Here is a 22,110-nt window from a genome sequence, read left to right as displayed (position 1 = left end):
AAAACCTGCTCGAGTCGCCAGGGTGTCGTCCCTTTCGTTTCGCCCCGTTCGGCCGACGCCCTCTTTATATGTTTGGACGAGCCCGCCGGCGCGGCGCTCCCTTGAGATACCCGTCCCCATGTTTGGTTCCAACGACGACAAGAAGCCCCCGGTCGCCCCGGAAGAGAAGAAAGGACTGTTCGGCTGGCTGCGCAAGAAGCCGCAGGAAAGCGCCGGAACGCCTTCGGTAGAGACAACCCCGATCGCCCCACGGGCGGAGGCCGAACCGAGCCTCGAAGAAGCCGCCGCCGAGCCGCTGCCGAGCCCCGGCGCGCCGCAGCCTGCGGCGCAGGAAAGCCGGCCCGAAACCCTCGCCGAAGCGGCGCCCGAGGTCGCACCTGCGCCCTTGCCGCAGGCGTCCATGGCCGAGCCCGAGGCAATCCCCGCCGCGCCGGCTGAAGTCGCCAGGCCCGCCGACAAGGCCGGTTTCTTCGCCCGTCTCCGGCAGGGCCTGTCGAAGACCAGCGCCAGTCTCGGCGAAGGCATGGCCAGCCTGTTTCTCGGCAGGAAGGCGATCGACGACGACCTGCTCGACGAACTGGAAACCCGCCTGCTGACCGCCGACGTCGGCGTCGAGGCCACCTCGGCGATCATGCAGAGCCTGACCAAGCGCGTGGCGCGCAAGGAGCTGGCCGACAGCGGCGCGCTGTACAAGGCGCTGCAGGACGAACTGGCCGCGCTGCTCGCTCCGGTCGAGCAGCCGCTGCGGATTCCGGCGCAGGTCCGTCCCTATGTGATCCTGGTGGTCGGCGTGAACGGCGCCGGCAAGACCACCACCATCGGCAAGCTGGCCAAGAAGCTGCAGCTCGAAGGCAAGAAAGTCATGCTCGCCGCCGGCGACACCTTCCGCGCCGCGGCCGTGGAACAGCTGCAGGTGTGGGGCGAGCGCAACAACATCGCGGTGATCGCCCAGCACACCGGCGCCGATTCTGCCTCGGTGATCTTCGATGCGGTGCAGGCCGCCAAGGCGCGCGGCGTCGACGTGCTGATCGCCGACACGGCCGGGCGTCTGCACACCAAAGACAACCTGATGGAAGAACTGAAGAAGGTCCGCCGGGTGATCGGCAAGCTCGACGAGGCGGCGCCGCACGAGGTGCTGCTGGTGCTCGACGCCGGCACCGGGCAGAACGCGATCAACCAGACCAAGCAGTTCAACCAGGCGGTCGCGCTCACCGGCCTGGCCCTGACCAAGCTCGATGGCACCGCCAAGGGCGGGGTGATCTTCGCCCTGGCCAAGCAGTTCGGCCTGCCGATCCGCTACATCGGTGTCGGCGAAGGCATCGATGACCTGCGCGACTTCGAGGCCGAGGCCTTCGTCAAGGCGCTGTTCTCGGAGAAAACCCCCGCATGATCCGTTTCGACCAGGTCGGCAAGCGCTATCCCAATGGCCATGTCGGCATCCACGAGCTGTCGTTCCGTGTGAAGCGCGGCGAATTCCTCTTCGTCACCGGCCATTCCGGTGCCGGCAAGAGCACCCTGCTGCGTCTGCTGCTGGCGATGGAGCGACCCACTACCGGCAAGCTGCTGCTCGCCGGGCAGGACCTGTCGACCATCACCAACGCGCAGATTCCCTTCCTGCGCCGGCAGATCGGCGTGGTGTTCCAGAACCACCAGTTGCTCTTCGATCGCACCGTGTTCGACAACGTCGCACTGCCGCTGCAGATCCTCGGCCTGGGCCGCGACGAGATCGCCGAACGCGTCGGCACCGCGCTGGAGCGCGTCAGCCTGCACGACAAGGCCGAGCTGTATCCGGCCGACCTGTCCACCGGCCAGCAGCAACGCGTCGGCATCGCCCGCGCGGTGGTGCATCGCCCGGCGCTGCTGCTCGCCGACGAACCCACCGGCAACCTCGACCCGCGCCTTGCCGCGGAGATCATGGGCGTGTTCGAGGACATCAACCGCCTTGGCACCACGGTGTTGATCGCCAGCCACGACCTGGCTCTGATCGCGCGCATGCGCCATCGCATGCTGACCCTGCAGCGCGGACGCCTGATCGGCGACGGGGAGGCCGCATGAGCGCCACCCGCATGCCACCACCCAACCCGTCCGAGCGCGTCGGGGCTGCGCGCAAGCAGCAGCCGGAGCCGCAGAACCAAGACGACGGCCCGGACTTCCGTACCCTGCTGCACGCCTGGCTGGAAAGCCACCGTGCGAGCCTGGTGGACAGCCTGCTGCGCCTCGGCCGGCAACCGATCGGCAGCTTCTTCACCTGCCTGGTGATGGCCATCGCCCTGAGCCTGCCGATGGGCCTGTCGCTGCTGCTGAGCAACGTCGAGCGCCTCGGCGGTTCCTGGCAGCGTGCCGCGCAGATTTCCCTCTATCTGCAGATGGACGCCACCGACAAGGACGGCGAGGCGATGCGCGACAACATCGCCACGATGCCGGGCGTCGCGGATGCCGAATGGATCAGCCGGCAACGCGCGCTGGACGAGTTCCAGCAGCAATCCGGCCTCGGCCAGGCGCTTAAGGAACTGCCGGACAACCCGCTGCCCGGTGTGGTCCTGGTGACCCCCAACGAGATCGACAAGGCCGCCCTGGAAGCACTGCGCCAGGCGTTGTCCGAGCTGCCCAAGGTGCAGCAGGCGCAGCTCGACCTGGTCTGGGTCGAGCGGCTCACCGCGATCCTCGGCCTCGGCGACCGTTTCGTCTTCGGTCTCACGGTGCTGCTGGTGCTGGCGCTGCTGCTGGTGATCGGCAACACCATCCGCCTGCACATCGAGAACCGCCGCACCGAGATCGAGGTGATCAAGCTGGTCGGCGGCACCGACAGCTACGTGCGCCGGCCCTTCCTTTACATGGGCGCGCTCTACGGCCTGGGCGCGGGGCTGCTGGCCTGGCTGGTGCTGGCCTTTGGGCTGGACTGGCTGAACCAGGCGGTGGTGCGTCTGGCGGGGCTGTACAACAGCGACTTCGCCCTCGCCGGCGTGCCGCTCGACGACGGCCTGTCGTTGCTGCTGGGGGCGGTGTTCCTCGGTTACATCGGCGCCTGGCTGGCCGTGGCGCGCCATCTGCGCGAGCTGGCACCGCGCTGATCCGATCATCGAGATCCACTTTTTAGATAGATAAAACCTATATATTTCAATTGGTTGAAGGTCCTGTAGCAATCGGTCCGGAAGGAACTTGGCGACCGTCTTGCAGTCCAATGCTGCAGTGATAAACTGCCCGACGTTTGATGAATCGGAGGATTCGAATGACCACTTCATTGCAACCTGTGCGTGCGTTGGTCCCAGGCTCGAACCTGGAGGCTTACGTGCACTCGGTCAACAGCATTCCGCTGCTGACCCAGGAGCAGGAACGCGAACTGGCCGAACGCCTCTTCTACCAGCAGGACCTCGAGGCGGCCCGGCAGATGGTGCTCGCGCACCTGCGCTTCGTCGTGCACATCGCACGCAGCTACGCCGGTTACGGGCTGAACCAGTCCGACCTGATCCAGGAAGGCAACGTCGGCCTGATGAAGGCCGTGAAGCGTTTCAACCCCGAAATGGGCGTGCGCCTGGTTTCCTTCGCGGTGCACTGGATCAAGGCCGAGATCCACGAGTTCATCCTGCGCAACTGGCGCATCGTCAAGGTCGCCACGACCAAGGCTCAGCGCAAGCTGTTCTTCAACCTGCGCAGCCAGAAGAAGCGTCTGGCCTGGCTGAACAACGACGAAGTGCAGCGCGTGGCGGAAAGCCTCGGTGTCGAGCCGCGTGAAGTGCGCGAGATGGAAAGTCGCCTGAGCGGCCACGACATGGCCTTCGATCCGGCGGCGGATGCCGACGACGACAGCGCCTTCCAGTCGCCGGCGCACTACCTCGAAGACCACCGCTACGACCCGGCCATGCAGATGGAAGACGCCGACTGGAGCGACAGTTCCTCTGCCGGTCTCTACGAGGCGCTGGAAGGCCTCGACGAGCGCAGCCGCGACATCCTCCAGCAGCGTTGGCTGGCCGAGGAGAAAGCGACCCTGCATGACCTGGCGGCCAAGTACAACGTCTCCGCCGAGCGCATCCGCCAACTGGAGAAGAACGCCATGAACAAGCTCAAGGGCTCGATCCAGGCGTAAGCGACCGGTAATGAAAAAGCCGCACCTGGGTGCGGCTTTTTTCTGTCTGCGATTCGCCGATCCGGGACGACCTCAGGGCAGCCGGCCTTTGAGCGCCATCAGGTAGTCGCTGCCGCCCAGTTGCCGGCTCTGCTGGCGAATCCAGCTGGCTCGGCGGCTGACGTAGGCGCTGGGTCGGCTGGCGCTCCATTCGCGCGGGTTCGGCAGCACTGCGGCGAGCAGGCTGGCCTGACGCGCCGAGAGGTAGGCGGCGCCGATGCCGAAGTGATGCTGCGCCGCGGCCTCGGCGCCAAAGATGCCGTTACCGAACTCGACGCTGTTGAGGTAGACCTCGAGGATCCGCTGCTTCGGCCAGAGCAGCTCCAGCAGGCCGGTGAACCACACTTCCAGGCCCTTGCGCAGCCAGCTGCGACCGGACCAGAGGAACAGGTTCTTCGCCGTTTGCTGGCTCAGCGTGCTGGCGCCGCGTAGCGAGCCGCCGCGTTCGTTGTGCGCCATCGCCGCCTGGATCGCCGCGACGTCGAAGCCCCAGTGCTCGGCGAATTTCTGGTCCTCGCCAGCGATCACGGCGATCTTCAGGTCGTCCGGCAGCTGTTTCAAGGGCCGCCAGGTGCGCTGCAGATCGATCGGCTCACCGTCGTTCCACGACTCGATCTTGCGCTCCACCATCAGCGCGGTGAACGGCGGCGGTACCCAGCGAAGTACCAGTACCAGCAGGGCGCTGAGGGCGACGAAGCCAAGTAAAAGCTTGACCAGGCGACGGTACAGCGTTCGGAGCATGGGCTGGCCTCAATCCGTTGTGGGCCGGTCGACAGGCTGCGACTGAGGGTCGCGACAGGTCCGATCCGGAATAGGAATAATCGGTGCAGCGCGCCATTATAGCGGCGCATTCCCGCCATCTGGAGTTACACATGCTGCGCCTGCATCTGATGCTTTCTGCGTTCTTCGGTTTCACCGGCGTGGCCCTTGGCGCATTCGCGGCGCATGGCCTGAAGAGCCGCCTCAGCGCCGAATACCTCGCGGTGTTCCAGACCGGCGTGCATTACCAGATGATCCACGCCCTCGCCCTGTTCGGCGTTGCGCTGCTCTCGCTGCATGCGCCGAGCCGACTGCTGAGCATCGCCGGCGGCGCCTTCGTTCTCGGCATCCTGCTGTTTTCCGGCAGCCTCTATGTGCTGACCCTGATCGGCATCGGCAAGCTCGGCATCATCACCCCGATCGGCGGCGTGGCCTTCCTGGTTGGCTGGGCGTGCCTGGGGCTGAGCGCCTGGCGCCTCACCCCCTGATCGTTCCGGGACGAATGGTGCCCGATGCCCTTGGTCCACCGGGGCGATCGGGCTAGAATGCCGACCCCGTAAAATCGCGACCATTCCAGCCCATGCATATCCAGTTGAACGGCGAATCCTTCGAGCTCCCGGACGGCCAGACCGTCGCGGACCTGCTCGTGCGCCTCGATCTGGTCGGGCGCCGGGTGGCCGTCGAGCTCAATCTGGACATCGTTCCGCGTAGCCAGCACGCCAGCACGTCGCTGGCCGAAGGCGACCAGGTCGAGGTCGTCCATGCCATCGGTGGCGGTTAACCGCACGAGGAGTTTCCCCATGAGCGCAGTCCCCAACGACAAGCCTTTCGTCCTGGCCGGTCGTACCTACCAGTCGCGCCTGCTGGTCGGCACCGGAAAATACAAGGATCTGGAGGAAACCCGCGCCGCCATCGAAGCCTCCGGCGCGGAGATCGTCACCGTCGCCGTGCGGCGCACCAACCTCGGCCAGAACCCCGGCGAGCCGAACCTGCTCGACGTGATTCCGCCGTCGCGCTACACCATCCTGCCGAACACCGCCGGCTGCTTCGACGCCGTAGAGGCGGTGCGCACCTGCCGCCTGGCGCGCGAACTGCTGGACGGCCACAAGCTGGTCAAGCTGGAAGTGCTGGCCGACCAGAAGACCCTCTTCCCGAACGTGATCGAAACGCTCAAGGCGGCGGAAACCCTGGTCGCCGACGGTTTCGACGTGATGGTCTACACCAGTGACGACCCGATCATCGCCCGTCAGCTTGCAGAAATCGGCTGCATCGCGGTGATGCCGCTGGCCGGACTGATCGGCACCGGGCTGGGCATCTGCAACCCGTACAACCTGCGCATCATCCTCGAGGAATCGCCGGTTCCGGTGCTGGTCGACGCCGGCGTCGGCACCGCCTCCGATGCCACCATCGCCATGGAGCTGGGCTGCGAGGCGGTGCTGATGAATAGCGCCATCGCCCACGCGCAGAAGCCGGTGCTGATGGCCGAGGCGATGAAATACGCCATCGAGGCCGGGCGACTGGCCTACCTCGCCGGACGCATGCCGAAGAAACTCTACGCCAGCGCCTCGTCGCCGCTCGACGGGCTGATCCGCTGAATCCCCGGGCGCGCGCGACGCGCCCTTTCCTTCGACGCGGCGCACCTTCAGGTACGCCGCGCCTCTTCGCGCCACGGAAACAACCCGCATGACCGAACCGTCCGAAAGCCCCATCGCCCTCGAAGCCGAACGCCCGATGCGCACCATCAAGAGCTTCGTGATGCGTGCCGGACGCATGACCGAGGGCCAGCAGCGCGGTCTCGAACAGGGCCTGCCGAAGTTCGGCCTGGAGCTGGGCGACGGTCTGCGCGACTTCGATGAGGTGTTCGGGCGTCGGGCACCGCGCACCTTCGAGATCGGTTTCGGCATGGGCCATTCGACCCTGGAAATGGCTGCCGCCGCGCCGGAGCAGGACTTCATCGGCGTCGAGGTACACCGGCCGGGCGTCGGTGCGTTGCTCAACGGTCTGCTCACCCAGCGCATGGACAATGTCCGCGTGTACAGCTGCGACGCCCTGGAGGTGCTGCGCCAGTGCGTCGCCGACGCCAGCCTCGAGCGCGTGCTGCTGTTCTTCCCCGACCCCTGGCACAAGGCGCGCCATCACAAGCGGCGCATCGTCCAGCCGGCGTTCGCCGAACTGGTGCGCAGCAAGCTCAAGCTTGGCGGCGTGCTGCACATGGCCACCGACTGGCAGCCCTACGCCGAGCACATGCTCGAGGTGATGAACGCCGCGCCTGGTTATCGCAACCAGGCCGCGGACGGGCAGTACGTGCCGCGCCCCCAGGAGCGCCCTGTGACCAAGTTCGAGCGCCGCGGCGAGCGCCTCGGCCACGGCGTCTGGGACCTCAAGTTCGAGCGTATCGACTGAGCGTATCTGGTGCGTAGCGTACCAATTGCATTGCGATACCGTTGCAGGTCACAATTGAGAATAATTCCTACCTGCGTCGGCGCCCTAGTGGCGCTCGGAAATCGCCGTGCCCACACCCCAAGCCGCGCTCAATCGTGAAATCGGTTCGCTCTACCAACGTCACCACGGCTGGCTATGCGGCTGGCTGTCCTATCGTCTGGGCAACGCCTGCGAGGCGGCGGACTTGGCGCAAGACACCTTCATCCGCGTACTGATCGCCGCCGGCAAGCGGCAGACCGTCTTCTGCCAGGACGAGTTGCGCGAGCCGCGCGCCTACCTGACCACCGTCGCCAAGCGCGTGCTGCTCAACCACTACCGCCGCCAGTCTCTGGAGCGTGCGTGGCTGCAGGCGCTGGCGTTGCTGCCCGAGGCGGACGTGCCGTCGCCCGAGCAGCAGTGGCTGCTGATCGAAGCGCTGCACGAAATCGACGCCATGCTCGATGGCCTGCCCGGCGCGGTACGCCAGGCGTTCCTGCTGGCCCAGCTCGAAGGCGTCGGTTACGCCGAGATCGGCCAGCGCCTGGGTGTCTGCGAGCGCAGCGTGAAGCGTTATGTCGCCCAGGGCCTGGCCCACTGCATGCTGGCCCTCGCGTGAGCGGTCCGGTTTCCCCGCAGGTGGTGCACGAGGCGGCGTGCTGGTTCGTTCAACTGCAATCCACCGACGCCAGCCCCGCCGATCATGACGCTTGCCAGCGCTGGCGGGCCAGCCATGCGGAGCACGAAGCCGCCTGGCAGCAGGCGTTGCAGGTCAGCCAGCGCTTCGGGTCACTGCCTTCGGCGCTGGGAATGCAGACCCTGGCCCGCTCGCGTCGCCAGAGCCGCCGCGGCGTGCTGAAGTCCGTACTGGTGCTCGGCGCCGCGTTGCCGGCGGGGTGGATGATGGCCCGCGAACAGGCTTGGTTCGCCGATTACCGCACGGCGGTGGGCGAGCGCCGTCGCCTGCAATTGCAGGACGGCACGCGCATCGAGCTCAACAGCGGCTCGGCCATCAGCGTGCGCTTCGACGCCGACTGCCGTCGCGTGACCCTGTTGCGCGGCGAGATGCAGGTGGACGCCGCACGCGACTGCACGGCAGGTGTCTGCCGGTCGCTGGTGGTGGAGAGCTGTGGTGGCGAAGTGATCGCCGAGCAGGCGACGTTCGTCATCCGCCAGATGGCGCCCGGCAGCCGCGTCAGCGTGCTGTCCGGTGCGTTGCAGTTGGTGCCGCAGGATGCGCCGGGCGACGGTGCCTGGCTGCGGGCAGGACAGCAGGCGCTGCTGACGCGGGCTGGCGTCGGGCCGCTGGGCCAGGCATCGGCCCATGCGGCGGACTGGACCCGCGGCGTGCTGCGCGCGGCCGACATGCGTCTGGGCGAGTTCGTCGCCGAGCTGGCGCGCTATCGGACGGGCTGGCTGCTGTGCGATCCGCGGGTTGCCGAGCTGCGCCTGTCCGGAACCTTCCAGCTGGACAACAGTGGCCCGGTGCTGGACAGCCTGGCGGCCGCCCTGCCGGTGCGCGTCCAGTACCGCACGCGCTACTGGGTGAGCGTCGTTCCGGTGTAAGCCGGGTCGCGGACGATAATTTTCGGTCTGGCTGTCCCCTTTGCGGTTCTCGTGTGTCAAGGCGGCAGAACTCCACTGCCAACCAGACGAGATACTGCATGAACAGCACCGCGCCGCTCCATCCTCCCGCGATCTTCGCGCGCCATGAACCGTTGCGCCAGGCCGTGCGCCGCAACCTGCTGATCGTCGGCCTGTTGGGCGCCGGTGTGTGGCAGCCGTCGCTGCACGCCGCCGAGGCGACGCAGGTCGAAACCGCGAACTATGCGATTCCCGCCGGAGACCTGGGCGAGGTGCTTTCGCGTTTCGCCGAGCAGGCCGGAGTCAGCCTGACGCTTTCGCCCGATCAGGTGCGCGGCAAGCGCAGCGTCGGTCTGCGCGGCAACTGGACGACCCGCGAGGGGTTCCGCCAGTTGCTCGAAGGCAGCAGCCTGCAGGCGGTGCCGAGTGGCGATGGCGTGTTCGTACTGCGCCCGCTGGGCGAATCCTCGGCAATGCAACTGGGCGGCAATACTGTCACCGGCATGGCGGAGCAGGACGCCAGCGGTCCGCTCGATGGCTACCTGGCCAAGCGCAGCGCCGCGGGCACCAAGACCGACACGCCGCTGATCAGGACGCCGCAGGCGATTTCCGTGGTCACCCGCGACCAGATGGACGATCAGGCAGTGACCAACGTGGCCCAGGCGCTGCGCTATACCAGCGGCGTGTTCACCGAATACCGTGGTTCCTCGCACCGGGTCGACGAAGTCTTCGCGCGTGGTTTCGGTTACCTGCCTACCTACCTCGACGGCCTCAGCTTCGGCGGCGAATCCTACTCGCAGATCGATCCCTGGATGCTCGAGCGGGTGGAGCTGATCCATGGCCCTGCTTCGGTGCTTTATGGCCAGGCGACCCCCGGCGGGTTGCTGAACATGGTCAGCAAGCGTCCCTCCCTGGCGGCGAAGAATGCCGTGCAACTGGGCGCTGGTAGCGATTCGCTGGTCAACGGCGCCATCGACCTGAATGGCCAATTGGACGAGCAGGGTGACTGGCTGTATCGCTTCAATGGTGTGGCCAGCAAGGGCCAGAACGAAGTCGATCACGTCGAGGAGGAACGCCAGGCGTTCGCTCCTGCGCTGACCTGGAGCCCAGACGAAGACACCCGTCTGACCCTGCTCGGTTACTACCAGAACGATCCCGAGGCCGGTTATCGCAACTTCTGGCCGACCGCCGGCGTCGCCAACTCGGGCCCATACGGGCGGCTGTCGCGGCACTTGGATGTCGGGGATCCGGACTGGTACAAGTCGACCCGCGAGCAGACCAGCCTCGGCTACCTGTTCGAACACCGCTTCAACGATGCGCTGACCTTCCGCCAGAATGCTCGGTTGCTCAAGGAGAACGGCCACTACCGGCAGATGGTTTTCCAGTTCATGAGCAATGCCTACACCCTCGAACGGCAACCGGCCGACAACACCGAGGACATGCGCCAGTTCGTCATCGACAACCAGTTGCAGTTCGACCTGCAGACCGGCGCCCTGGCGCATACCCTGCTCGCCGGCGCCGACTACAAGCGCACCCACCTGGACACCTGGGGCGCGCGTGACCTGAGCTATTCCGGCGAGTATCCGCTGGACATCCGCAACCCGGTCTACGGCATCACCCTCGGCAGCCTGACGGTGAACACCGACCAGAGCCAGAAGGCCGAGCAACTGGGCATCTATCTGCAGGACCAGATCGAGCTGGGCGGCTGGAACCTGATGATCGGCGGGCGCCAGGACCGCTCCGAAGTGGTCACCGACAACCACCTCAGCGGCAGCCGCGTGACCGTCGACGACGACAAGTTCACCGGCCGCGCCGGGCTGCTCTACGCCTTCGACAACGGTATCTCGCCGTACCTCAGCTACAGCACCTCGTTCGAGCCGGTGCTGAGCAGCGGTGCACCTGGCTCATCGCCGTTCAAGCCAACCTCCGGCAAGCAGACCGAACTGGGCCTGAAGTACCAGCCGCCGGGCAGCGAGGCGCTGTTCAGTGCGGCGTTGTTCGATCTGGCGCAGCGCAACGTGGTCACCTACGACAGCGTCAATGGCTACAACACCCAGACCGGTGAAATCAAAACCCACGGGCTGGAGCTGGAAGCGCGCGGCCGTGTGCTGTCGAACTGGGAGCTGATCGGTTCCTACACCTTCCTTCAGCCGAAGGTGAGCAAGTCGGAGCAGACCGGCATCGAAGGCAATCAGCCGGCGCGTCAGCCCAACCATCTGGCGTCGGCCTGGGCCACCTACCGTTTCGACGCCGCGCCGCTGGCCGGGTTGTCCATCGGCGGCGGCGCGCGTTACGTCGGCTCCAGCTACGGCAACGCGGCGAACACCTACAAGGTGCCGTCGATCCTGCTGCTCGATGCGATGCTCGGCTACGAGCTGAAGTACCTGGCGCCAGAACTTGCCGGCGCCTCGCTGCAGATCAACGCCAGCAACCTCGCCGACAAGCAATACGCCGCCTCCTGCGCCGCGGTGGACACCTGCTTCTACGGCTCCAGCCGTACCCTTACCGCCAGCGTGAACTACGCATGGTGAGGCGGCTGGCGATCCTGTTGCTTGCGCTTGTGGTGCTGGAACCGCTGGCCGCCGCCGAGCGCGCCTACGTCGGCCAACTGGATGCGCAGGGCGGCAAGCGCATCCCGTTGAGCCTGAATGCCGGCGACTACCTCACCGGCGAGCTGCCCGGCGCCGGCCTGGGCCTCGACCTGCAGGACACCGAAGGTGCTCATCTGCGGCGGCTGGTACCGTCGCAGGGTGGCCGCCGCAGCTTCATGCTGGTCGCGCCGGCCGGCGGCACCTTTCGCCTGCAACTGAGCGGCGCGCCGGCGGCCGACTACCGGCTGGAGTTGCAGCCGGTGGTGCCGCTGACGGCGCAACGGGCGCCGAAGGAGAGGCTCGCCAGTCCGCGCCTGCGCGCGCTGCAGGACGAACTGGCGCGCGGCGGTGACAGCGAAGCGTTCTGGCGCGAGATGGCGGTTCGCGGTACGCCGCTGGTGGAGGCGCTGGACGCGCAGCAGGATCGGGTGACCTTCCTCTGGCGGGGCGCGCGGCACAACGTGCGGCTGTTCGGCGGCCCCGGCTACGAACACGCCGCGTTGCAGCGGCTGGGCGATTCGGATGTCTGGTTCAAGACCTTCGAGCTGCCGCGGCAGACGCGGCTGTCCTATCAACTGGCGCCGGACGTTCCTGAACTGGATGCCGACGCCATGACCCGGCGCCGGGCGATCCTCGCCACCGCTCAGGCCGATCCGCTGAACCGCGGCGCCTTCCCGGAAAGAGGCCCGGATGCCTATCAGTACGACTCGGTGCTGGAGCTCGCCGAGGCACCGCCGCAGCCCTGGATTGCCCCACGGCCCGGTGTGGCCAGGGGCAGCCTGCAGCGACACAGCTTCGCCAGCATGGCGCTGGGCAACACGCGCTCGGTCTATCTGTACCGGCCCGCCGGCTATCGACCCGGCGCCAAGGGCAATGCGCTGCTCTACCTGTTCGATGCCGAAGCCTACCTGGGCAAGGTGTCGACACCGACCATCCTCGACAACCTGATCGCTGCCGGCCAGATCCCACCCACCGCGGTGGTGCTGATCGACAATCCGAGCCCGCAGAGTCGCGCCGCCGAGCTGCCGCCGAACCCGGATTTCGCGCATTTCCTCGGCGAGGAGCTGACGCCCTGGCTGCGTCGGCAGGGTATCAGCGCCGCGGCGGAACGCACGGTGATCGGCGGCTCCAGCTACGGCGGGCTGGCTTCGGCCTATGCGGCGTTGCGTTATCCGCAGGTGTTCGGCAACGTGCTCAGCCAGTCCGGGTCGTTCTGGTGGGCGCCGCCGGGGGGCGAGGCGCAATGGCTGACCCGCGAATACATCGCCGCGCCGAGGCTGCCGCTGCGTTTCTATCTGGAGGCTGGGCAGTTCGAGGGCGGTGTGGGCCAGAGCGGCATCTTCGAAACCACTCGCCACCTGCGCGACGTGCTGCGGGCGAAGGGCTATCCGGTGATCCACCGCGAATGGGCCAGCGGTCACGACTACCTGAACTGGCGCGGCACCCTCGCCGACGGACTGATCGCGCTACTTGGACGCCCGCAGGGCTAGTGTCTTCGGCTAGAATGGCGCCCCAGAGCGTCACACGCTCCCCTGACTTCCGGCCTGCCTGGCCTCGAGCCGCCCGTTGGGCGGCTTTTTTATGCGCGGATGAATCCCTTCGTAGGGTGCGCCGCGCGCACCGAATGGCCCCGGCGGTGGGTGGTGCGCGCGGCGCACCCTACGAAACGCTTGTCGCATCGCCCTGCGTCTGCGATCGCGGGTTTCAGCCGCCCTACAGCAGGGATTGCAGCGCCGGGTGATCGAAGCCGGCGAGTTCGCGCAGCCAGTAGTGCGTGGTTTCGCCAGCGTCTTCCGGCCAATCTGCGGAGGCGGATTCCAGCCGGCGCAGCAGTTCGCGCTCGGCCCGCAGTTCCAGCGCCTTGACCTGCTCGCGCAGTTCGGCCAGTGCGGCGTCGCTGGCCGCCGCGGCTTTCCAGCTCTGGCGAAGCTGGCGCAGCGGCGTGACTACGGTGGCCTGCCAGGGTTTCGCCTGCGCCTTCAACTGCTCCGCGCGCGCCGCCGTGCAGCTCACGCGGCGTTCGCCGAGCCAGGCGCCGCAGAGCAGCAGGCAGACGTCCGCGCCCTCGGCCTGCAGCGTCAGGCAGGCGCTTTCCACGCCGGGACGGGCGTAGCGGGCGAGGGCGAAACTCCATAGATCGGCGGGCATTCGGCACTCCGGGCGGGGTGGGGGCGAAGCTGATAAACTCCGCCGCCATCATGATACGACTACAGAATCTTACCTTGCAGCGCGGTCCGCAGCGCCTGCTCGAAGGCGCCGAGCTGACCCTGCACCCCGGCCAGAAGGCCGGCCTCGTGGGTGCCAACGGCGCCGGCAAATCCAGCCTGTTCGCGCTGCTGCGCGGCGAACTGGGGCCGGACGCCGGCGACTGCCAGTTGCCCGCCGACTGGCGCATCGCGCACATGCGCCAGGAGATCGAGACCCTCGATCGCCTGGCAGTGGACTACGTGCTCGACGGCGACCTCGAGTTGCGCCGCGTGCAGCGCGGGCTGGCCGTCGCCGAGGCCAGCCACGACGGCGCCGCCCTGGCGCGGCTGCACACCGAACTGGACAACGCCGATGGTTACAGCGCCGACGCCCGTGCGCGCAAGCTGCTGGCCGGGCTGGGCTTCTCCAACGAACAGATGGAGCGCCCGGTCGGCGACTTCTCCGGCGGCTGGCGGATGCGCCTGAACCTGGCGCAGGCGCTGATGCGGCCGTCCGACCTGCTGCTGCTCGACGAACCGACCAACCACCTCGACCTCGACGCCATCCTCTGGCTCGAAGGCTGGCTGAAGAGCTATCCCGGCACCCTGGTGCTGATCTCCCACGACCGCGACTTCCTCGACGCCGTGGTCGACCAGATCGTCCACCTCGAACAGCGCAAGCTGACCCTCTACCGCGGCGGCTATTCGGCCTTCGAACGCACTCGCGCCGAGCGCATGGCGCAGCAGCAACAGGCGTTCGAGAAGCAGCAGGCGCAGCGTGCGCACATGGAAAGCTTCATTCGCCGCTTCAAGGCCAAGGCCAGCAAGGCGCGCCAGGCGCAGAGCCGGATCAAGGCGCTGGAGAAACTCGAGGAACTGGCGCCGGCGCACATCGATTCGCCCTTCGATTTCGTCTTCCGCGAGGCCGACAAGGTCTCCAGCCCGCTGCTCGACCTCGCCGAGGGCCGTCTCGGCTACGGCGAGCGCGCGGTGCTGGAGGCGGTCAAGCTGCAACTGGTGCCGGGCGCGAGGATCGGTCTGCTCGGGCCGAACGGCGCCGGCAAGTCGACGCTGATCAAGACCCTCGCCGACGAGATCCAGCCGCTCGGCGGGCGCCTGACGCGCGGCGAGAACCTGGTCATCGGCTACTTCGCCCAGCACCAGCTGGACGCCCTCGACGACAAGGCCAGCCCCTTGCTGCACCTGCAGCGCATCGCCCCTGGCGAGCGCGAGCAGACCCTGCGCGATTTCCTCGGTGGCTTCGACTTCCGTGGCCCGCGCTGCGACGAGCCTGTGCTGAATTTCTCCGGTGGCGAGAAGGCCCGCCTGGCGCTGGCGCTGATCGCCTGGGGCAAGCCGAACCTGTTGCTGCTCGACGAACCGACCAACCACCTCGACCTGGAGATGCGCCTCGCGCTGACCATGGCGCTGCAGGATTTCGAGGGCGCCGTGCTGGTGGTCAGCCACGACCGGCACCTGCTCAAGAGCACCACCGACGAATTCCTGCTGGTCGCCGATGGGCGCGTGCAGGCCTTCGACGGCGATCTCGAGGATTACGCCCGCTGGCTGCTGGACTACCGCGCGCGGCAGCAGCCGGTGGCGGTTGCCAGCGGCGCGGACAAGACCGACAAGCGCGCCCAGCGGCAGGCCGCCGCGGCGTTGCGTCAGCAACTGGCACCGCACAAGCGCGAGGCCGACAAGCTGGAGAAACAGCTCGGCGAGGTGCAGGAGAAGCTCGCCGCGCTGGAAACCCGGCTCGGCGACGCGGCGCTCTACGAGGCGGGACGCAAGGACGAGCTGCGCGATCTGCTGGCCAGCCAGACGAGCCTCAAGGCGCGTGAGGGCGAGTTGGAGGAGCGCTGGCTGGAGGCGCTGGAGGTCCTCGAAGGGTTGCAGCGCGAACTGGAGGCGGCATCGTGAACGAGGTCTACCTGTTCCTGCAGCAGAGCTGGCTGCAGCCGGTGTTCGAAGGGCTGAAGATCCTGCTCATCGTGCTGGTCGCCTACATCCTGCAGCGCCTGGTATGGCGGGGGCTGACGCGCCTCGGCGAGCGCTACCAGCTGCCGGTGGAGCTGCTGCTGCCGCTGCGCGGCGGCTTGCGCTGGTTCATCATGGGCAGCGCCTTCATCATGGTGCTCGAGCGCCTCGGCGTGTCGGTGACCGTGCTCTGGACGGCGGTGTCGGGCTTCATCGCGGTGGCTGCGGTGGCCTTCTTCGCGATCTGGAGCGTGCTCTCCAACCTGTTCTGCGCGGTGCTGATCTTCACCGTCGGGCCGTTCCGCCTAGGCGACGTGGTCGAGGTGCTGGACGCCTCGGACAAGCCCGGCATCAAGGGCCGCGTCGCCTCGATCAACCTGCTCTTCACCACCCTTGAAGAAGTCGACGAGCACGGCAACACCTGCTCGGTGCAAATCCCCAACACGCAGTTCTTCCAGAAGTCGGTGCGCCGCTGGCGCGGCTCCGAACCCTTCACCCTATTCTCCAACCGCGACGAATGATCGGAAGGTAAGTCCCATGGCACTGCATACCTGGCTTGCGTTCCTGGTGGCCTGTTGGGTCATCAGCCTGTCCCCCGGCGCCGGGGCCATCGCCTCGATGTCGGCGGGCCTGCAGTACGGATTCTGGCGCGGCTACTGGAATGCGCTGGGGCTGCAGGTTGGCCTGGCGCTGCAGATCGCCATCGTCGCCGCCGGTGTCGGCGCGGTGCTGGCCACCTCGGCGCTGGCCTTCGCCCTGATCAAGTGGTTCGGCGTCGTCTACCTGGTGTGGCTGGCGATCAAGCAATGGCGCGCGCTGCCCGCCGACCTGCCGGATGCCGCTGCCGCACGACCCATCGGCCGGCCGCTGAGCCTGGTCCTGCGCGGCTTCCTGGTGAATGCCAGCAACCCCAAGGCGATCGTCTTCATGCTCGCGGTGCTGCCGCAGTTCATCGATCCTGCGCAGCCGCTGATGGGGCAGTACCTGGTGCTCGGCGCGACCATGATCGTCGTCGACCTGATCGTCATGGCCGGCTACACCGGCCTCGCTTCGCGGGTTTTGCGCCTGCTGCGCACGCCGCGCCAGCAGCGCCTGATGAACCGCAGTTTCGCCGTGCTGTTCGTCGGCGCCGCCGGTTTGCTGGCGACGGTGCGCCGGGCCGTGGTGTGAGCGAAACGCCGATGCGCGTCTGGATCGATGCCGACGCCTGCCCCAAGGCGGCGAAGGAGCAGGTGGTCAAGTTCGCCCTCAAGCGGCGCTTCCAGGTGCTGCTGGTAGCGGGCCAGCCGCAGATAAAACCGGCCTTCGCGCTGGTGCAGTTGATCGTGGTGCCGAGCGGCCCGGACGCCGCCGACGATTACCTGGTCGAGCACGCAGAGCCCGGCGATCTGGTGATCTGCAGCGACGTGCCCCTGGCCGACCGGCTGGTGAAGAAGGGCGTGCTGGCGCTCGACCCGCGCGGCAAGGTGTTCGACGAGCGCAACATGGGCGAGCGCCTGGCGGTGCGCAACCTGTTCACCGACCTGCGCGAGCAGGGCCAGGCTGGCGGCGGTCCGGCGGCCTATTCGGAGCGCGATCGCCAGGCCTTCGCCAATACGCTGGATCGGCTGCTCGTGCAGTTGATGCGTTAGGCGCCGGCTTCTCAGGCCATTTCCAGGACCTGGTCCACCAGCTTGTTGATCCCGGCGGCCGCTTCCGCGATGGACTGGGCGAGCATGTAGGCCGGCGTGGTCACCAGCTTGTGCTCGGGGTCGACGACGATGTTGTCCACCTCGCACTCCTCGTGCCGCGCGCCCATCTGGGTCAGCGCCGCCGCCGTGTCGGCGTCCTTGCCGATGGTGCAGGTGACGCCTTCACCGAAGATCTTCGCCGCCATCGACGGCGCGATGCACATCAGCCCGATGGGCTTTTCGGCAGCGGCGAAGGCCTGGGCCAGCGCCAGCACGTCGGGCTGCACGCTCATGTTGGCGCCGCTGACGGCAAAATCGCAGAGGTTCTTCGCCGCGCCGAAACCGCCAGGCACGATCAGCGCATCGAACGCCTCGGCCTTGGCTTCGCGCAGGTCCTTGATCTGGCCGCGGGCGATGCGCGCCGACTCGACCAGCACGTTGCGCGTCTCGGACACCTCGTCGCCGGTGAGGTGGTCGACGACCTGCAACTGGGCGATGTTCGGCGCGAAGCATTGCACCTGCGCGCCACGCTGGTCGAGGCGCAGCAGGGTGAGCACGCTTTCGTGGATTTCCGCGCCGTCATAGACGCCGCAACCGGAAAGGATCACCGCTACTTTCTTGCTCATCGCCATTCTCCTGGGCAGGTGGAACGCTTCGGCGCCGGCAACTGCAGGGCCGTCATTCATATGGATGTCACGATTGTGCGGCGGTTCAGCCACCGGCGCGATGCGGCGGGGCGAGGCTCAGCCGCGACGCGCCAGGTGCAGGCGGCGCAGCCACAGCAGGACGCCGCCGAGCAGCAGCGCGCCAAGCACGTAGAGCTCGTAGCGGCGCAGGTTGCCGAGCAGCCCTTCGAGGGCGGCGCCGAAGTGATAGGCGGCCACGGTCAGTACGGTGGCCCAGACCAGCGCGCCGAGGGCGTTGAGCAGCAGGTAGCGTCCGGGTGAATAACCGGACAGGCCGATCGCCACCGGCATGACCGTGCGCAGGCCGTAGACGAAGCGGAAACCCAGCACCCAGAGGTCGGGATGGCGGCGAAAGTAGGTCAGTGCCCGGTCGCCCAGCACCTGCCAGCGCGGACGACGTTGCAGGATCGCGCGGCCGTGGCGGCGTCCCAGGTAGAACCACAGTTGGTCGCCGGCGTAGCTGCCGAGGAAGGCGGTGAGCACCACCAGTTGCACGTTCAGGTAGCCGCGAAAGGCCAGGAAACCGGCTACCACCAGGATCGTCTCGCCCTCGAAGAAGGTGCCCAGGAACAGGGCGATGTAGCCGAAATTCTCCAGCAGGTGTTCGAGCATGGCGGGGGTTAAGCCGGAAAAAGGTAGGGCGCAGCCTACTCCTATCGCGGCCGCACGGAAAAGCACGCGGATCAATGCGCCCGGTCGCTCGACGGATCGCGCCGGGCTGGTGACAATGTTCGCTTGAGTGCCTTTGCGGCACCTGCCGTCATCAAAGGGTCATAATGACGGCCTATAACCGTCACACTGTGCCCGCTCGTGCGGGTCTGGAGTCCGCCGTGAGTTTTACCCCCGCCAATCGCCTGTTCCCTGCCACCCGCCTGCGGCGCAACCGCCGCGACGAGTTTTCCCGTCGTCTGGTGCGGGAGAACCAGTTGAGCGTGGATGACCTGATCCTCCCGGTGTTCATCCTCGATGGCGAGAATCGCCGCGAGCCGGTCGCCTCGATGCCCGGCGTCGAGCGGCTGTCGATCGACCAGTTGCTGATCGACGCCGAAGAGCTGGTCGAGCTGGGGATTCCCTTGATCGACCTGTTCCCGTTCATCCCGGTCGAGCGCAAATCCCTCGACGCCGCCGAAGCCTGGAATCCCGATGGCCTGGTGCAGCGGGCGATCCGCGCGCTGCGCGAGCGCTTCCCCGAGCTGGGCGTGATGACCGACGTGGCGCTCGACCCGTACACCACGCACGGCCAGGACGGCATCATCGACGCCGACGGCTACGTGCAGAACGACATCACCATCGACGCGCTGGTCAAGCAGACCCTGTCCCACGCCGAGGCCGGCGCGCACATCGTCTCGCCGTCGGACATGATGGACGGGCGCATCCAGGCGATGCGCGAGGCGCTGGAGGTGGCCGAGCATCCGAACGTGCGGATCATGGCCTACTCGGCCAAGTACGCCAGTGCCTACTACGGCCCGTTCCGTGACGCCATCGGCTCGTCCGGAAACCTCGGTTCGGGCAACAAGTACAACTATCAGATGGACCCGGCCAACGGTGACGAGGCGCTGCACGAAGTCGCCCTCGACCTCGCCGAAGGCGCCGACATGGTCATGGTCAAGCCGGGCTTGCCCTACCTCGACGTATTGCGCCGGGTGAAGGACGAATTCCGCGTGCCGACCTTTGTCTATCAGGTCAGCGGCGAGTACGCGATGCACATGGCGGCCATCCAGAACGGCTGGCTGTCCGAGGCGGTGATCATGGAATCGCTGATCGCCTTCAAGCGCGCCGGTGCCGACGGCATCCTCACCTATTTCGCCAAACACGCGGCCAAGGCCCTCAAGCAAGGGCATTGAGATCACGCAGGAGACTCGATGAACAGCAGCGAAGGACTCACTGAAACCCCGCTCGACGAGGTGCCGGCCCCGGCCATCGCCGAGACGCCGCAAACCCCGCCCGCGGAGGCGCTGCCCGAGGTGGCCCCCGCCGAGCCGGCCGCGCCGGTTCCGGGGGTCGACGACAGCAGCCTGTACATCCACCGCGAGTTGTCGCAGCTGCAGTTCAATATCCGCGTGCTGGAGCAGGCGCTGGACGAGTCCCAGCCGCTGCTGGAACGGCTGAAGTTCCTGCTGATCTTTTCCAGCAACCTCGACGAGTTCTTCGAAATCCGCGTCGCCGGGCTGAAGAAGCAGATCACCTTCGCCCGCGAGCAGGCCGGCGCCGATGGCCTGCAGCCACACCAGGCGCTGGCGCGGATCGCCGACTTGGTGCACGAGCAGGTCAACCGCCAGTACGCGATCCTCAACGACATCCTTCTGCCGGAACTGGCCAAGCACAACGTCAACTTCATCCGTCGCCGCTACTGGACGCCGAAGCTGAAGGCCTGGGTCCGCCGCTATTTCCGCGACGAGATCGCGCCGATCATCACGCCGATCGGCCTCGACCCGACGCACCCGTTCCCGCTGCTGGTGAACAAGAGCCTGAACTTCGTCGTCGAGCTGGAGGGGATGGACGCCTTCGGTCGCGACTCCGGCCTGGCGATCATTCCGGCGCCGCGGCTGCTGCCGCGGGTGATCCGCGTGCCCGAGGACGTCGGCGGCGCCGGCGACAACTTCGTGTTCCTCTCCTCGATGATCCACGCGCATGCCGACGAGCTGTTCCACGGCATGAAGGTCAAGGGTTGCTACCAGTTCCGCCTGACGCGTAACGCCGATCTGTCGGTCGATGCCGAGGACGTCGAGGACCTGGCGCGTGCGCTGCGCGGCGAACTGTTCTCGCGGCGCTACGGCGATGCCGTGCGCGTCGAGGTGGTGGAAAGCTGTCCGAAGCCGCTCACCGACTACCTGCTCAAGCAGTTCGGCCTGTCCGAAAGCGAGCTGTACAAGGTCAACGGGCCGGTCAACCTGACGCGCCTGTTCAGCATCACCGGCCTCGACAGCCATCCCGAGCTGCAGTACGCGCCGTTCACCCCGCTGATTCCAAAGCAGCTGCAGAACCGCGACAACCTGTTCAACGTGGTCGGCAAGCTCGACTACCTGCTGATGCACCCGTTCGAGTCCTTCACCCCGGTGATCGACCTGCTGCGTCAGGCCGCCAAGGACCCCAGCGTGCTGGCGATCAAGCAGACGCTGTACCGCTCCGGGGCCAACTCGGAGATCGTCGATGCGCTGGTCGATGCCGCGCGCAACGGCAAGGAGGTCACCGCGGTGATCGAGCTACGCGCGCGTTTCGAGGAGGAGTCCAACCTGCAACTGGCGAGCCGCCTGCAGGCTGCCGGCGCGGTGGTGATCTACGGTGTGGTCGGTTTCAAGACCCACGCCAAGATGATGCTGATCCTGCGCCGCGAGAACGGCGAGCTGCGCCGCTACGCGCACCTCGGCACCGGCAACTACCACGCCGGCAATGCCAAGCTGTACACCGACTACAGCCTGCTGACCGCCGACGTGGCGCTCTGCGAGGACCTGCACAAGCTGTTCAACCAGTTGATCGGCATGGGCAAGACGCTGCGCATGAAGAAGCTGCTGCATGCGCCGTTCACCCTGAAGAAGAACCTGCTGGAGATGATCAACCGCGAGGGCGTCGCCGCCAGCGAAGGGCGTCCGGCGCAGATCATGGCCAAGGTCAACTCGCTGACCGATCCAAAGATCATCCGCGCCCTGTACAAGGCCAGCCAGGCGGGCGTGAAGATCGACCTGGTGGTGCGCGGCATGTGCTGCCTGCGTCCGGGTGTGCCGGGTGTTTCGCACAACATCCAGGTGCGCTCCATCATCGGCCGGTTCCTCGAACACAGCCGCATCTACTACTTCCTCAACGGCGGCGACGAGAAGATCTTCCTCTCCAGCGCCGACTGGATGGAGCGCAACCTCGACAAGCGCATCGAGACCTGCTTCCCGGTGGAGGGCAAGAAGCTGATCACGCGGGTGAAGAAGGAGCTGGAGTCGTACCTGACCGACAACTCCCAGGCCTGGGCGCTGCAGTCGGACGGCAGCTACGTGCGCTGCAGCCCGACCGGCAACCAGAACTCGCGCAACGCACAGGCCACGCTGTTCGATCGGCTGACGAATTCGGTGACCGCGCGCTGAGCAACGCGCCAGGGTTTCCCGTCACTCGCCCGGACACCCGGGCGAA

At 67.0% G+C, this 22,110-nt stretch carries 22 protein-coding genes; 18 read left to right on the top strand and 4 right to left on the bottom strand.

The window, feature by feature from the left end; translation table 11 throughout:
- Nucleotides 1–118: 118 nt before the first annotated feature.
- From ftsY to rpoH, 4 genes are all read left to right on the top strand, one after another.
- Complete coding sequence (gene ftsY, locus BLV15_RS01985) at nucleotides 119–1,390, top strand: signal recognition particle-docking protein FtsY (RefSeq protein WP_090224167.1); 1,272 nt, start codon at nucleotides 119–121, stop codon at nucleotides 1,388–1,390.
- Nucleotides 1,387–2,055, top strand: a complete 669-nt coding sequence (ftsE, locus tag BLV15_RS01980) for a cell division ATP-binding protein FtsE (RefSeq protein ID WP_090224165.1) — start codon at nucleotides 1,387–1,389, stop codon at nucleotides 2,053–2,055. The genes ftsY and ftsE overlap by 4 nt, the downstream gene beginning before the upstream one ends.
- The gene (gene ftsX, locus BLV15_RS01975; protein ID WP_090224163.1) at nucleotides 2,052–3,071 is read left to right on the top strand and encodes a permease-like cell division protein FtsX; all 1,020 of its coding nucleotides are present in this window, start codon (nucleotides 2,052–2,054) and stop codon (nucleotides 3,069–3,071) included. The genes ftsE and ftsX overlap by 4 nt, the downstream gene beginning before the upstream one ends.
- Before the next feature lie 158 nt (nucleotides 3,072–3,229).
- On the top strand, nucleotides 3,230–4,084 hold the full coding sequence (gene rpoH, locus BLV15_RS01970) for an RNA polymerase sigma factor RpoH (protein WP_090224162.1): 855 nt from the start codon (nucleotides 3,230–3,232) through the stop codon (nucleotides 4,082–4,084).
- A 72-nt stretch (nucleotides 4,085–4,156) separates the two neighbouring features.
- Here the strand turns inward: rpoH and mtgA are convergent, their stop codons facing one another.
- Nucleotides 4,157–4,864, bottom strand: a complete 708-nt coding sequence (gene mtgA / locus BLV15_RS01965; RefSeq protein WP_090224160.1) for a monofunctional biosynthetic peptidoglycan transglycosylase — start codon at nucleotides 4,862–4,864, stop codon at nucleotides 4,157–4,159.
- A 131-nt stretch (nucleotides 4,865–4,995) separates the two neighbouring features.
- On the opposite strand from mtgA, the gene BLV15_RS01960 reads away from it, so the two are divergent.
- The 8 genes from BLV15_RS01960 (at nucleotide 4,996) to BLV15_RS01925 (ending at nucleotide 12,965) form a co-directional block, all read left to right on the top strand.
- Entirely contained in the window at nucleotides 4,996–5,370 is a 375-nt protein-coding gene (locus BLV15_RS01960) for a DUF423 domain-containing protein (protein ID WP_090224159.1), read from the top strand.
- 92 nt (nucleotides 5,371–5,462) lie between these two features.
- Nucleotides 5,463–5,663, top strand: coding sequence for a sulfur carrier protein ThiS (gene thiS, locus BLV15_RS01955; protein WP_090224157.1), 201 nt, complete (start codon nucleotides 5,463–5,465; stop codon nucleotides 5,661–5,663).
- Between the two features lie 19 nt (nucleotides 5,664–5,682).
- Nucleotides 5,683–6,477, top strand: a complete 795-nt coding sequence (locus BLV15_RS01950) for a thiazole synthase (RefSeq protein ID WP_090224156.1) — start codon at nucleotides 5,683–5,685, stop codon at nucleotides 6,475–6,477.
- A gap of 136 nt (nucleotides 6,478–6,613) precedes the next feature.
- The gene (gene trmB / locus BLV15_RS01945; protein ID WP_217632872.1) at nucleotides 6,614–7,285 is read left to right on the top strand and encodes a tRNA (guanosine(46)-N7)-methyltransferase TrmB; all 672 of its coding nucleotides are present in this window, start codon (nucleotides 6,614–6,616) and stop codon (nucleotides 7,283–7,285) included.
- Between the two features lie 100 nt (nucleotides 7,286–7,385).
- On the top strand, nucleotides 7,386–7,919 hold the full coding sequence (locus BLV15_RS01940; protein ID WP_407072471.1) for a sigma-70 family RNA polymerase sigma factor: 534 nt from the start codon (nucleotides 7,386–7,388) through the stop codon (nucleotides 7,917–7,919).
- On the top strand, nucleotides 7,916–8,866 hold the full coding sequence (locus BLV15_RS01935; RefSeq protein ID WP_175534269.1) for a FecR domain-containing protein: 951 nt from the start codon (nucleotides 7,916–7,918) through the stop codon (nucleotides 8,864–8,866). The genes BLV15_RS01940 and BLV15_RS01935 overlap by 4 nt, the downstream gene beginning before the upstream one ends.
- Nucleotides 8,867–8,964: 98 nt before the next feature.
- Nucleotides 8,965–11,415, top strand: coding sequence for a TonB-dependent siderophore receptor (locus BLV15_RS01930; protein ID WP_090224149.1), 2,451 nt, complete (start codon nucleotides 8,965–8,967; stop codon nucleotides 11,413–11,415).
- The gene (locus tag BLV15_RS01925; protein WP_090224147.1) at nucleotides 11,409–12,965 is read left to right on the top strand and encodes an alpha/beta hydrolase-fold protein; all 1,557 of its coding nucleotides are present in this window, start codon (nucleotides 11,409–11,411) and stop codon (nucleotides 12,963–12,965) included. Before BLV15_RS01930 ends, BLV15_RS01925 begins: the two co-directional genes overlap by 7 nt.
- Nucleotides 12,966–13,188: 223 nt before the next feature.
- Here the strand turns inward: BLV15_RS01925 and BLV15_RS01920 are convergent, their stop codons facing one another.
- A complete protein-coding gene (locus BLV15_RS01920) occupies nucleotides 13,189–13,623 on the bottom strand; it encodes a TIGR02444 family protein (RefSeq protein WP_090224145.1) in 435 nt (144 codons plus the stop codon).
- Nucleotides 13,624–13,673: 50 nt separating this feature from the next.
- Here BLV15_RS01920 and BLV15_RS01915 point away from each other — a divergent pair, with 50 nt between their 5' ends.
- The 4 genes from BLV15_RS01915 to BLV15_RS01900 are packed head-to-tail and all read left to right on the top strand — an operon-like array spanning nucleotide 13,674 to nucleotide 17,269.
- Nucleotides 13,674–15,581: an ATP-binding cassette domain-containing protein gene (locus BLV15_RS01915; RefSeq protein WP_090225170.1), complete on the top strand. Its 1,908-nt coding sequence runs from the start codon at nucleotides 13,674–13,676 to the stop codon at nucleotides 15,579–15,581.
- Nucleotides 15,578–16,159 (top strand): mechanosensitive ion channel family protein, encoded by a 582-nt coding sequence (locus BLV15_RS01910; RefSeq protein WP_090224144.1) that lies wholly within the window; start codon nucleotides 15,578–15,580, stop codon nucleotides 16,157–16,159. The genes BLV15_RS01915 and BLV15_RS01910 overlap by 4 nt, the downstream gene beginning before the upstream one ends.
- 16 nt (nucleotides 16,160–16,175) lie before the next feature.
- The gene (gene rhtB, locus BLV15_RS01905) at nucleotides 16,176–16,808 is read left to right on the top strand and encodes a homoserine/homoserine lactone efflux protein (RefSeq protein WP_090224142.1); all 633 of its coding nucleotides are present in this window, start codon (nucleotides 16,176–16,178) and stop codon (nucleotides 16,806–16,808) included.
- Nucleotides 16,809–16,819: 11 nt separating this feature from the next.
- A complete protein-coding gene (locus BLV15_RS01900) occupies nucleotides 16,820–17,269 on the top strand; it encodes a YaiI/YqxD family protein (protein ID WP_090224141.1) in 450 nt (149 codons plus the stop codon).
- A gap of 11 nt (nucleotides 17,270–17,280) precedes the next feature.
- Here the strand turns inward: BLV15_RS01900 and elbB are convergent, their stop codons facing one another.
- Both elbB and BLV15_RS01890 read right to left on the bottom strand, forming a co-directional pair.
- On the bottom strand, nucleotides 17,281–17,934 hold the full coding sequence (gene elbB / locus BLV15_RS01895) for an isoprenoid biosynthesis glyoxalase ElbB (protein WP_090224139.1): 654 nt from the start codon (nucleotides 17,932–17,934) through the stop codon (nucleotides 17,281–17,283).
- 117 nt (nucleotides 17,935–18,051) lie between these two features.
- On the bottom strand, nucleotides 18,052–18,606 hold the full coding sequence (locus BLV15_RS01890) for a DedA family protein (protein ID WP_090224137.1): 555 nt from the start codon (nucleotides 18,604–18,606) through the stop codon (nucleotides 18,052–18,054).
- A 218-nt stretch (nucleotides 18,607–18,824) separates the two neighbouring features.
- On the opposite strand from BLV15_RS01890, the gene hemB reads away from it, so the two are divergent.
- Both hemB and ppk1 read left to right on the top strand, forming a co-directional pair.
- Nucleotides 18,825–19,838, top strand: coding sequence for a porphobilinogen synthase (gene hemB, locus BLV15_RS01885; protein ID WP_090224135.1), 1,014 nt, complete (start codon nucleotides 18,825–18,827; stop codon nucleotides 19,836–19,838).
- An 18-nt stretch (nucleotides 19,839–19,856) separates the two neighbouring features.
- Nucleotides 19,857–22,064, top strand: coding sequence for a polyphosphate kinase 1 (ppk1, locus tag BLV15_RS01880; RefSeq protein WP_090224133.1), 2,208 nt, complete (start codon nucleotides 19,857–19,859; stop codon nucleotides 22,062–22,064).
- The last annotated feature ends 46 nt before the right edge of the window (nucleotides 22,065–22,110 follow it).

The organism is Pseudomonas kuykendallii, assembly GCF_900106975.1.
GTDB lineage: Bacteria > Pseudomonadota > Gammaproteobacteria > Pseudomonadales > Pseudomonadaceae > Pseudomonas_O > Pseudomonas_O kuykendallii.
This window is presented reverse-complemented; position numbering and strand designations above follow the sequence as displayed.

Coding starts and splice junctions, on each gene's coding strand:
- ftsY (WP_090224167.1), top strand. CDS start 119: ATGTTTGGTTCCAACGACGACAAGAAGCCCCCGGTCGCCCCGGAAGAG.
- ftsE (WP_090224165.1), top strand. CDS start 1,387: ATGATCCGTTTCGACCAGGTCGGCAAGCGCTATCCCAATGGCCATGTC.
- ftsX (WP_090224163.1), top strand. CDS start 2,052: ATGAGCGCCACCCGCATGCCACCACCCAACCCGTCCGAGCGCGTCGGG.
- rpoH (WP_090224162.1), top strand. CDS start 3,230: ATGACCACTTCATTGCAACCTGTGCGTGCGTTGGTCCCAGGCTCGAAC.
- mtgA (WP_090224160.1), bottom strand. CDS start 4,864: ATGCTCCGAACGCTGTACCGTCGCCTGGTCAAGCTTTTACTTGGCTTC.
- BLV15_RS01960 (WP_090224159.1), top strand. CDS start 4,996: ATGCTGCGCCTGCATCTGATGCTTTCTGCGTTCTTCGGTTTCACCGGC.
- thiS (WP_090224157.1), top strand. CDS start 5,463: ATGCATATCCAGTTGAACGGCGAATCCTTCGAGCTCCCGGACGGCCAG.
- BLV15_RS01950 (WP_090224156.1), top strand. CDS start 5,683: ATGAGCGCAGTCCCCAACGACAAGCCTTTCGTCCTGGCCGGTCGTACC.
- trmB (WP_217632872.1), top strand. CDS start 6,614: ATGCGCACCATCAAGAGCTTCGTGATGCGTGCCGGACGCATGACCGAG.
- BLV15_RS01930 (WP_090224149.1), top strand. CDS start 8,965: ATGAACAGCACCGCGCCGCTCCATCCTCCCGCGATCTTCGCGCGCCAT.
- BLV15_RS01925 (WP_090224147.1), top strand. CDS start 11,409: ATGGTGAGGCGGCTGGCGATCCTGTTGCTTGCGCTTGTGGTGCTGGAA.
- BLV15_RS01920 (WP_090224145.1), bottom strand. CDS start 13,623: ATGCCCGCCGATCTATGGAGTTTCGCCCTCGCCCGCTACGCCCGTCCC.
- BLV15_RS01915 (WP_090225170.1), top strand. CDS start 13,674: ATGATACGACTACAGAATCTTACCTTGCAGCGCGGTCCGCAGCGCCTG.
- rhtB (WP_090224142.1), top strand. CDS start 16,176: ATGGCACTGCATACCTGGCTTGCGTTCCTGGTGGCCTGTTGGGTCATC.
- BLV15_RS01900 (WP_090224141.1), top strand. CDS start 16,820: ATGCGCGTCTGGATCGATGCCGACGCCTGCCCCAAGGCGGCGAAGGAG.
- elbB (WP_090224139.1), bottom strand. CDS start 17,934: ATGAGCAAGAAAGTAGCGGTGATCCTTTCCGGTTGCGGCGTCTATGAC.
- BLV15_RS01890 (WP_090224137.1), bottom strand. CDS start 18,606: ATGCTCGAACACCTGCTGGAGAATTTCGGCTACATCGCCCTGTTCCTG.
- ppk1 (WP_090224133.1), top strand. CDS start 19,857: ATGAACAGCAGCGAAGGACTCACTGAAACCCCGCTCGACGAGGTGCCG.